General features: G+C 64.8%; 10 protein-coding genes. 4 read left to right on the top strand and 6 right to left on the bottom strand.

Translation table 11 applies throughout. From position 1 onward, the window contains the following. From Y704_RS19115 to Y704_RS19110, 3 genes are all read left to right on the top strand, one after another. On the top strand, positions 1-935 hold a 935-nt coding region (locus Y704_RS19115), incomplete at its 5' end, for a cytochrome bc1 complex Rieske iron-sulfur subunit (RefSeq protein WP_035771665.1). A 2-nt stretch (positions 936-937) separates the two neighbouring features. Continuing rightward, positions 938-2,620 carry a cytochrome bc1 complex cytochrome b subunit gene (locus tag Y704_RS0105055; protein ID WP_035771663.1) on the top strand — a complete coding sequence of 561 codons (1,683 nt, stop codon included), beginning with the start codon at positions 938-940 and terminating at the stop codon, positions 2,618-2,620. 88 nt (positions 2,621-2,708) lie between these two features. Then, positions 2,709-3,314 carry a phosphatase PAP2 family protein gene (locus Y704_RS19110; RefSeq protein ID WP_035771662.1) on the top strand — a complete coding sequence of 202 codons (606 nt, stop codon included), beginning with the start codon at positions 2,709-2,711 and terminating at the stop codon, positions 3,312-3,314. Positions 3,315-3,368: 54 nt separating this feature from the next. On the opposite strand, the gene Y704_RS0105045 is transcribed toward Y704_RS19110, so the two are convergent. From Y704_RS0105045 to Y704_RS0105020, 6 genes are all read right to left on the bottom strand, one after another. Next, positions 3,369-4,139: a GntR family transcriptional regulator gene (locus Y704_RS0105045; protein WP_081747417.1), complete on the bottom strand. Its 771-nt coding sequence runs from the start codon at positions 4,137-4,139 to the stop codon at positions 3,369-3,371. A 96-nt stretch (positions 4,140-4,235) separates the two neighbouring features. After that, a complete protein-coding gene (locus Y704_RS0105040; protein WP_026549304.1) occupies positions 4,236-4,637 on the bottom strand; it encodes a cytochrome c oxidase subunit 4 in 402 nt (133 codons plus the stop codon). Positions 4,638-4,639: 2 nt separating this feature from the next. Beyond that, a complete protein-coding gene (ctaD, locus tag Y704_RS0105035; protein WP_026549303.1) occupies positions 4,640-6,361 on the bottom strand; it encodes an aa3-type cytochrome oxidase subunit I in 1,722 nt (573 codons plus the stop codon). Beyond that, the gene (coxB, locus tag Y704_RS0105030; protein ID WP_026549302.1) at positions 6,361-7,230 is read right to left on the bottom strand and encodes an aa3-type cytochrome oxidase subunit II; all 870 of its coding nucleotides are present in this window, start codon (positions 7,228-7,230) and stop codon (positions 6,361-6,363) included. The genes ctaD and coxB overlap by 1 nt, the downstream gene beginning before the upstream one ends. A 186-nt stretch (positions 7,231-7,416) precedes the next feature. Beyond that, complete coding sequence (locus Y704_RS0105025; protein ID WP_026549301.1) at positions 7,417-7,797, bottom strand: HesB/IscA family protein; 381 nt, start codon at positions 7,795-7,797, stop codon at positions 7,417-7,419. 141 nt (positions 7,798-7,938) lie between these two features. Beyond that, on the bottom strand, positions 7,939-9,381 hold the full coding sequence (locus Y704_RS0105020) for a dipeptidase (protein ID WP_026549300.1): 1,443 nt from the start codon (positions 9,379-9,381) through the stop codon (positions 7,939-7,941). Between the two features lie 88 nt (positions 9,382-9,469). Here Y704_RS0105020 and Y704_RS25635 point away from each other — a divergent pair. Beyond that, positions 9,470-10,421, top strand: a 952-nt coding sequence (locus Y704_RS25635; protein ID WP_081747413.1) for a DUF3043 domain-containing protein, incomplete at its 3' end; no start/stop codon positions are given.

The following is a 10,421-nucleotide window of genomic DNA, read 5'->3' as shown; positions in this document are numbered from 1 at the left end:
CCCCGCCGCACCGCCCACGGCTCGCGGACAGGGACCGGCGTGCGGAGAAAAGGGCCGAACGCCAGGTCGCGCTCCTCTTCGTGATTTCGATCATCGGCACCCTCCTGTTCTTCGTCGGCTACTTCTTCGTCCCGCTGAATGACACCTTCGCCCGCCTCCGGCTGCAGAACCTGATGCTCGGCCTGGGAACGGCCTTCGCCATGCTGGGAATCGGAGTGGGAATCGTGCACTGGGCAAGGACGCTCATGCCCGATCACGAGGTCACGGAGAACCGCCACGCGATCCGGTCCGAGAAGGACCGTGCCGACGCCGAGAAGATTGTCAGCGACATCCTGACGGAAACCGGGATCAAGCGCCGTCCGCTCATCCGCAACACCCTGCTGGGCGCCATGGTGCTCGCTCCCCTCCCCGCCATCGCCATTTTCCGCGATCTCGGTCCGCTCCCGGGAAACGTCCTCCGGGAGACGATGTGGGACACCGGTACCCGTCTGACACGCGACCCGAGCGGAACCCCCATCCGGGCCGCCGACGTCACCGTGGGTTCGGCATTCCATGTCATTCCCGAGGGACTGAACGAAGCGGAACACAAGCTCGAGGAGAAGGCGAAGGCTGTTGTCCTGCTGATGCGTCTGGATCCCGAGGAACTCAACCCTTCCCCTGGCCGTGAGGATTGGGCCTACGAGGGAATTGTCGCGTACTCGAAGATCTGTACGCATGTCGGCTGCCCGGTAGCGCTGTACGAACAGCAGACCCACCATCTGTTGTGCCCGTGTCACCAGTCGACTTTCGACGTGACCCAGGAGGCGAAGGTCATCTTCGGCCCTGCTGCCCGACCGCTTCCGCAGCTTCCGATCGATGTCGACGACGAGGGTTACCTCGTGGCGACGAGCGATTTTCAAGAACCCGTAGGACCTAGTTTCTGGGAGCGAGGCTGACCATGAGCAGCTCAACTGCGACACCGGCGTATGAGCCGAAGACGCGCGTCGGTAAAGTCACCAACTATGTCGACTCCCGCGTAGGTGGGTCCGGCATCGTCAAGGAGTTCGGGCGGAAGATCTTCCCGGACCACTGGACCTTCATGTTCGGCGAAGTAGCGCTCTACACCTTCGTCATCCTGCTGATCTCAGGAACATTCCTGACCTTCTTCTATGATCCGTCGATGGCGGAGACGCACTACGAGGGAAGCTATCTCCCGCTTCGCGGCGTGGAGATGTCCGTCGCCTACGCGTCATCCCTCGATATCTCCTTCGATATCCGCGGGGGCCTGTTCATGCGGCAGGTACACCACTGGTCGGCGCTGCTCTTCGTGGCCGCTGTCGCCGTACACATGCTGCGCGTTTTCTTCACCGGCGCGTTCCGCAAGCCCCGGGAGTTCAACTGGGTCGTCGGCTCGGTTCTCCTCATCATGAGCCTCGCTGCCGGATTCACCGGGTATTCCCTCCCCGATGATCTGCTGTCCGGCAACGGCCTGCGCATTATCGACGGCGTCATGAAGGCCATCCCCGTGGTGGGAACGTACCTCAGCTTCTTCCTCTTCGGAGGGGAGTTCCCCGGAACCGCAGTCATCGGCAGGCTCTATGTGCTGCACATTCTGCTCATCCCGGCCCTGATCCTGCTGCTGATCGGCATCCACCTGTTCATGGTGGTCCTGCACAAGCACACCCAGTTCCCCGGCCCGGGCCGCACGAACACCAATGTGGTCGGTTACCCCGTCGGTCCTGTCTATGCCGCGAAGGCCGGCGGATTCTTCTTCATCGTGTTCGGTATCGTCGCCGCCATCTCGGCCGCATTCACCATCAACCCGATCTGGAACTACGGACCGTACGATCCCTCCCCGGTGTCCGCGGGAACGCAACCCGACTGGTACATCGGATGGGTCGACGGCGCGCTGAGGCTGATGCCGGGAACGATCGGCAACTGGGACTTCGAGTACAACATCCCCTTCCCCTGGGGGGTGAACACCCTGTCGCTGAACGTCCTGATCCCGGCGCTGGTGCCGGCCGCGATCGTCTTCACGCTGATGTTCGCCTGGCCCTGGATCGAAGCCTGGGTGACCAAGGACAAGCGCGAGCACCATCTCCTGGACAGGCCCCGCAACGCTCCCACCCGCACCGGGATCGGCGTCGCCGGCATCGTGTTCTACTGCATCCTGTGGGCCGCAGCGAGCTCGGACCTCATCGCCACGCATTTCCTGGTGTCGCTGAACGATGTGACCTACTGGCTGCGTTTCCTGGCGATCTTCGGACCGATCATGGGGTTCATGGTTGCACGGCGCATCGCACTCGCCCTGCAGCGCAAGGACCGGGAGATCGCCCTGCACGGCAGGGAAACCGGCCGCATCGTCCGGCTCCCGCACGGTGAGTTCATCGAAGTGCACGAACCGGTTGACCAGTACAAGCGGTATACGCTGGTGAGCTTCAACTCTCCCGAGGCCGCACTGCCGCAGGCCGGTGCGAACGGCAAGGTGAGTGCCACGGAAAAGCTCAGGAGTCGGGCGTCACGCTTCTTCTTCGAGGACCGCGTCGCCCCGGTGACGCCGTCCGAGCTGAATGCGTCCCACTCCGGCCACCACGGTGAGATCGCCGAGGCCCAGGACAGGGAATCGATCGCGAGCCGCTAGCCGGCAGAGCAGGGAGAGGGTCCGGACAGACGACACGTCCGGGCCCTCTCCGCTTTTTGCCCGGCAACGACGGATTCGGATTCTCCCCATGAGTGCCCCTGCACCTCGGCTCCCGCATGCCGCACGCGTAGCCGCGAAAGCGGTCACCGAGCTCTTCGCCCCCGCGGTGCTGCTCTCGATACTGCTCGTCCTGGTAAGCGTCCATGCCGCCGGCTTCTCCCGGGGAATCGGTCCGGGCCTGCTGGCGGTGCTCTTCGTCACCGGCGTTCCACTGGGCGCCGTGATCCTGCTCGTCCGCGCCGGCAGGATCACCGACCACCACATCAGCGATCGCCGCCAGCGCGCACCGGTTCTGGGAGGAACCCTCGTCTCCATCGCACTCGGCATATTGATCCTTCAGCTGTCCGACGCACCGGCGAACCTCATCCTCGCCGTTCTCAGCTCGGTTGCGGGGATCGTCACAGTCCTGGTCGTCAACCTTTACTGGAAACTCTCGGCACACTCGGCAGTGGCGGTCTACTTCGCGGTCATCGTCCTGTCCCTCACCGGCCTGCCCGGCCTGGGAGTCCTGGCGATCCCGGTCGCCGTGGGCTGGTCCCGGACCACCCTCGGTGCGCATACCCCGGCCCAGGTGGCTGCGGGCTGGATAGTCGGCAGCGGCATCGGGGTGCTGTACACCGCCCTGATCGCCTGACCCGCGCCCCGAACTCGTGGTCCGAGGACGGATCAGCAGGGCAGGCCACGTCGGTCAGCCGAGACGCTTGGAGCTGTATCCCCTCGGCGTCCGGACCCCGGGCCGCTGGAGCGGTACCCACAGCTTGTAGCGGTCAGCACGGTAGAAGGACACGGAGAAGTCGACCATGGTGCGCGAGACGTAGGCGTGCCGCTGGATCTTGAGCAGCGGCGCACCCATCTCCACGTTCAGCAGCCGGGCGATGGATGGTGACGCGGCCGTCGCCTCGATGGTGTCCTCCCCCCACTCCATGACGAGACCGAACTTCTCGCTGAGAACGTTGTAGAGCGACGTCGGAGGAGGACTGTCGAGGATGCCCGGGACGCGGTGGGCGGGGATGAAGTTCTCGTCCACACTCATCGGCTCCCCGTCGGCGAGGAGCTGGCGCCGAAACCGGATGACCGGCAGGCCGAGCTCTACCCGCAGTTCACGTGCTACCAGCGGACTGGCGGCGATCTGTTCGAAACTCAGAACGTGGGCGTCCGGTACCATGCCCCGGCGCAGCATTTCCTCACTGTAGGAGGTCAGCTTCATCTGAAGATCGAGCTTGGTGTGGGCCACGAAGGTGCCCAGGCCCACGATGCGCTCGAGGACCTCCTCGGCGACCAGTGCGTCGATGGCGTGCCGCACCGTCATCCGGGCCACGTGGAAGTGGACGGTGAGCTGCCGTTCTGAGGGGATCGCGGCGCCGGGCTCCCCGTGGTCGCGCACATAGTTGCGCAGGATCTCCCGGAGCTGGACGTGCTTCGCGATGGGCGATGACCCGTCGAGTGCCGCGGCATCCATCAGCGTGATCCCCGGCACGGCCGCCACCCCTTTTGTGTCTACGTTCGGGCTACGTGCTTGCCGCCTGCAATTGTTCCGCGTCGCCTGCTTCCGCCGCTAGTGGGCGTGGGCTCCGCGGCTGTACTCGAACACCCAGCCGACGAGGGCAACCACGGCGAGCCCCGCACCGATGTACAGGATCCACCAGCCTATGGCCAGGCCGAGGAATCCGGTGGCCGCGGCCATGCCCAGCACGAGCGGCCACCAGCTCCAAGGACTGAAGTGGCCCTGCTCCCCAGACCCCTCGTGGATCTCGGCGTCGAGCCTGTCCTCCGGGCGGAGACCTACCCTTTTGCCGGTGAACCCGAGGTAGAAGCCGATCATGCCGGCGAGACCGGCGGTGAGGTACAGACCCAGGAAGCCGACCGGCTCCTGCCATTCGACGAGGAAGCCGTAGACGGTCGCCACCAGGGCGAAGAACGGCACCATGAAGGAGAACAGCTTGGTTTCAATGCGCATTCTTATGCATCCATTCGGTCGGCAGATCCAAGAACTTGTCCCGCCGCCCCATCAGGGGTATGGGTCTGCTGCAGTTCCGGGTGATGGAGGTCGAGGGCCGGCCGCTCCGAGCGGATGCGGGGCAGCGAGGTGAAGTTGTGCCGCGGCGGCGGGCAGGAAGTAGCCCATTCGAGTGACGCCCCGAAGCCCCAGGGGTCGTCCACCTCGACCTTCTTGCCGCTCCGCCACGTGATGTACACGTTCCAGAAGAACGGGATGAGCGATGCACCGAGGACGAAGGAGGCAATGGTGGAGAACTGGTTCATGGCGGTGAACCCGTCTTCCGGCAGGTAATCGGCGTAACGGCGCGGCATCCCGATGACGCCCAGCCAGTGCTGGATGAGGAAGGTCCCGTGGAAGCCGAGGAACAGGAGCCAGAAGTGGATCTTGCCCAGGCGCTCGTTCAGCATCTTGCCCGTGAACTTCGGCCACCAGAAGTAGAACCCCGCGAACATCGCGAAGACCACGGTACCGAACACCACGTAATGGAAGTGAGCCACCACGAAGTAGGTGTCCGAGACGTGGAAGTCCAGCGGCGGTGACGCCAGGATGATGCCGGTCAGTCCGCCGAAGAGGAAGGTGACCAGGAAGCCTAGGCTCCACAGCATCGGGGTCTCGAAGGTCAGCGACCCCCGCCACATGGTCCCGATCCAGTTGAAGAACTTCACCCCGGTGGGTACCGCGATCAGCATGGTCATGAAAGCGAAGAACGGCAGGAGCACCGCTCCGGTGACATACATGTGGTGCGCCCAGACGGTGACCGACAGGGCGGCGATCGCGATGGTCGCATAGACGATGCCCTTGTACCCGAAGATCGGCTTCCTGCTGAAGACCGGGAAGATCTCGGACACGATGCCGAAGAACGGCAGCGCGATGATGTACACCTCGGGGTGGCCGAAGAACCAGAACAGGTGCTGCCAGAGGATTGCTCCGCCGTTTTCCGGATCGAAGATGTGGGCGCCGAAACGGCGGTCCGCACCCAGGGCGAAGAGCGCCGCTGCCAACGGTGGGAACGCCATCAGGACGAGGATCGCCGTGACGAGGGCGTTCCAGGTGAAGATGGGCATGCGCCACATCGTCATTCCCGGGGCCCGCATGCAGATGATCGTGGTGATGAAGTTGACGGATCCGAGGATCGTGCCGAAACCGGACAGTGCCAGGCCGAAGACCCACAGGTCCCCGCCGATGCCCGGTGAGAAGGTGGTGCTCGACAGCGGGGCGTAAGCGAACCAGCCGAACGATGCTGCTCCCTGCGGGGTGATGAACCCGGACACGGCGATGGTGCTGCCGAAGAGGAAGAACCAGAAGGCCAGCGCGTTCAGCCGGGGGAACGCCACGTCGGGGGCCCCGATCTGCAGGGGCATGATCACGTTCACGAACCCAGCGAACAGCGGCGTCGCGAACATCAGGAGCATGATGGTGCCGTGCATCGTGAACAGCTGGTTGTACTGTTCCTTCGTCTGGAGGATCTGCATGCCGGGCTCGAAGAGCTCGGCACGGATGATCAGCGCCATGACCCCTGCGAAGCAGAAGAAGACGAACGAGGAGATCAGGTACATGTACCCGATCGTCTTGTGGTCGGTGGAAGTGAGCCAGCTGACCACGATCCGGCCTTTTGACCGCGGGACGACGCGGGGAGCGGCTATGGTGCCGGCTTCCTCAAGGGTGTATTCGAAGGTTGACATCAGCTGCTCCTGGCGGGGTCAAAATCAGGGTCTTCATCCGGGTAGGAGTCGCGGTCGTACTCGTCGCCGAGTTGACCGTCTTCCAGTTGTGCCATCTGGTTGTCGAACTCCTCCTGGGAGACAACCGCGACATTGAACAGCATCTCGGAGTGGTACTGGCCGCAGAGCTCGGCACACTTGCCATCGAACGTCCCCTCCCTGGTGGGAGTGATGTTGATGTAGTTGGTGCGGCCCGGGTACAGGTCGCGCTTCTGGAGGAATGCTGGAACCCAGAACGAGTGCTGCACATCGCGAGCATTCAACTGGAGTTCCACCGACCGGTTGACCGGCAGGTAGAGCGTTGGAAGGGTTTCCGGGACGCCCGGCTCGCCGGTGAGGTTGGCCTGCACTCCTGTGGAGTACTTGTCCTCATTCACATAGTTGAAGTCCCAAGACCACTGCTTGCCGCGCACGTCGACGATGACGTCGGGCTCCTCCACCCTCGCATCGATGGCGCTCTGTTCGCGCTCGGTGAAGTAGAAAAAGACAAGGACCATGAACAGCGGTATGACGACGTAGAAAATCTCCAGCGGCAGGTTGTAGCTCATCTGCCGTGGGAAACCGGTGTCGTTGCGGCGCCGGCGGTAGGCCACCATGCACCAGATGATCAGGCCCCAGGTGATGATGCCGACCACCATGGCCGCGATCCACGAATTGACCCAGAGGTCGATGATTATCCCCGTGTGGTTGGTGTTGTCGCGCTCGGCGGGCAACCAACCCTTCTGGGCTTCAACTGAGCATCCGGACAATAGCAGTGCGCCGACCAGCGAGATGCTGGAGATCTTCGCGATCCTGGCTTTCCTGCTGCCGGTTCGGTCCTGCGAACTCACAGACGGACCTTCCTTTTCTACGCGTGTCGCCACCCGCAGGCTGCTGCAGTCCGGGGTGCACATCCAGTTTTACTACTCACTGTAGAGCTTACCCGCAGTCGCTGCCATTCCGGGACAAGCAGGAGGGCCGTCCCGCACCGGAAGCGGTGCTATGGGACGGCCCTCGGGACGTGCTGGAGGAAAAACCTAGTGGAAGGAATCTCCGCAGGCGCAGGATCCGCCGGCGTTGGGGTTGTCGATGGTGAATCCCTGCTTGGAAATGGTGTCCTCGAAGTCGATCGAGGCCCCCGACAGATAGGGAACGCTCATCTTGTCGACAATGACCTCCACGCCGTCGAAATTTTTGACGGCGTCCCCGTCGAGCACACGCTCGTCGAAATACAGCTGGTAGATCAGACCGGAGCAACCGCCGGGCTGGACGGCGACCCGGAGCCGCAGGTCCGTGCGCCCTTCCTGCTCGAGGAGGCTGCGGACCTTTCCTGCGGCGATGTCGGAGAGCTTGACCTCGTGCTCGGGAAGCTCTGCCTCTGCCTGCTCGGTGCCGGTTTCGGTAATGGAAGTGCTCATCGTATTTCTCCTAGCTCGAATCCGTTGCTGAAACGTCCGCTTCCGGTTCCGTCCACGGTGTCGAAGTGCGCGGGTTGGTCCAATGGTACGCCGGTGCCGGGGAGCGCCACTGCAATCGTTACAGCGCCCGGCGGACCCGTTTCATTCCCTGCGGCTGATGTCCGGCCCGTCCAGACCGCCGTCGTTGATGCGGGCCAGCAGGAGCGCCTCCGCGAGGACTGCCTTCCGGAACTCGTCCAGGTGCAGTGACTCGTTGGCGCTGTGCGCCCGCGAGTCGGGGTCCTCCACGCCCGTGATCAGGATCTGGGCGGCCGGGAACAGCTCCGTCAGGTCGGCGATGAACGGGATGGACCCTCCCATGCCTGCTTCGACGGCGGGTACGCCCCAGGCCTCCTCCAGTGAGGCAAGGGCAAGCTGCGACGCCGGCTCGGACGTGTCGGTCGAGAACGGGCTGCCTGTCTCCCCCTCGGTGAACACGACGCGGGCACCGAAGGGCGGGTCGGCCTCCACATGTTTCCGCACAGCGCGCATGGCCTCCTCCGGATCCTGGCCAGGGGCGAGACGGAGGCTGAACTTCGCCGTCGCCCGCGGCAGGAGGGTGTTGGAGGACAGAGCGACGCTGGGAATATCCATGCCGATGATGGACAGGGCCGGCTTGTGCCAGAGCCTGGAGGCGATCGACCCCGTGCCCGCGAGGCGGACGCCGTCGAGCACCGAGGCATCGGCACGGTAATCCGGCTCGTCGTAGTCGACCGATGCGGCGTCCGCGCCCAGGAGGCCGGGAATGCAGACATCACCGGCGTCGTCGTGGAAGGTGGCGATCAGGCGGGCCAGCAGCGTCGGGGCGTCCAGGACCGGACCCCCGAACATCCCTGAGTGCACCGCATGGTCGAGCACCTGCACCTCGATGGTGCCGTCCACCAGTCCGCGCAGGCTCGTGGTCAGGGCCGGGACACCCACCTTCCAGTTGCTCGAATCGGCCACCACGATGACGTCGGCGGTCAGGAGATCACGGTGGGTCTCGAGGAACGTCCGGAAGGTCGGTGAGCCAGCTTCCTCCTCGCCCTCGATGAAGAGGGTGACGCCCACGCCGAAATCACTCCCGAGGACCTCTGTCAGCGATCGCAGGGCGCCCACATGGGCCATGATCCCGGCCTTGTCGTCGGCCGCACCCCTCCCGTACAGGCGGCCGTTGCGCTCCACGGCGGTGAAGGGATCGCTTTCCCACAGGTCGGGGTCCCCCGGCGGCTGCACGTCGTGGTGGGCGTAGAGGAGCACGGTCGGCCGACCTTCCGCCGCAGGACGGCGGGCGACGACGGCTGGGCCGCCGGGTACGCCGTCGTTGTCGACGCGCAGGATGCGGACGTCCTCGATGCCGCCGTCGCGGATGAGCTGGGCGACGGCTTCGGCACTGCGGTCGAGCTCGTTCGGGTCGAAGGCCTCCCAGGCGATGCCCCGGATGTTCACCAGGGCGGCGAGCTGCTCGATGACCCGGGGGAAGTGGGCGTCGACGCTGCGGCGCAGCGCCTCGGCGCTCGGGTGGGGACGGTGGGACGCCGGAGCGGCCTGTTCAAAGGATTCCATGGCTTCGACCCTACACAGGCAGGCCGACGCAGCCCGGGACCGGCAGCACCGGTGCGGATCGGCCTGGGGTGGCGGGTATCCTGAGAAGGTGTTTGGACGAAAGAAAGACGCCCCAGCGGCCCAGGTAACTCTTGACAGTACGCGTCCGGCGGCGGGCGGCAGCACCCGCGTTTCCGGCAAGGGGGCACCCACCCCCAAGAGGAGCGTGCAGCAGGCCGCGCGGAAGCGCCCCCTGGTGCCCAATGACCGCAAGGCCGCGCGTGAACAGGGCAAATCGGCGGCCCGCGATGACCGCGCGCGCATGCGCCAGGCGCTGGACACCGACGACGAGCGTTACCTCCCCCTCCGGGACAAGGGCCCTCACCGGCGCTACATCCGCCAGTTCGTGGACGCACGGTGGAACATCGGCGAGTTCCTGATGATCGCCGCACTGGTCTTCGTCGTTCTCAGCTTCTTCCAGTCCCTCACGGTGCAGAGCGCCGTCCTGTTCGCTTTCTGGGTGCTGATCATGGCCGTGATCCTCGATTGTTTCCTCCTGCGGCGCAAGCTCAAGTCGAAGCTCACCGCGAAGTTCGGCGGCCCGCTGTCGGGTGACCTTTGGTACGGCATGACCCGCGCCCTGCAGCTGCGCCGGCTGCGCCTGCCCGACCGCAAGGCCGCGCGTGAACAGGGCAAATCGGCGGCCCGCGATGACCGCGCGCGCATGCGCCAGGCGCTGGACACCGACGACGAGCGTTACCTCCCCCTCCGGGACAAGGGCCCTCACCGGCGCTACATCCGCCAGTTCGTGGACGCACGGTGGAACATCGGCGAGTTCCTGATGATCGCCGCACTGGTCTTCGTCGTTCTCAGCTTCTTCCAGTCCCTCACGGTGCAGAGCGCCGTCCTGTTCGCTTTCTGGGTGCTGATCATGGCCGTGATCCTCGATTGTTTCCTCCTGCGGCGCAAGCTCAAGTCGAAGCTCACCGCGAAGTTCGGCGGCCCGCTGTCGGGTGACCTTTGGTACGGCATGACCCGCGCCCTGCAGCTGCGCCGGCTGC

It is taken from the genome of Arthrobacter sp. Br18 (assembly GCF_000520555.1).
Classification (GTDB): Bacteria; Actinomycetota; Actinomycetes; order Actinomycetales; family Micrococcaceae; genus Arthrobacter_D.
Note: the sequence above shows the minus strand (reverse complement) of the source record. Positions and strands in the feature narration are given on the sequence as shown.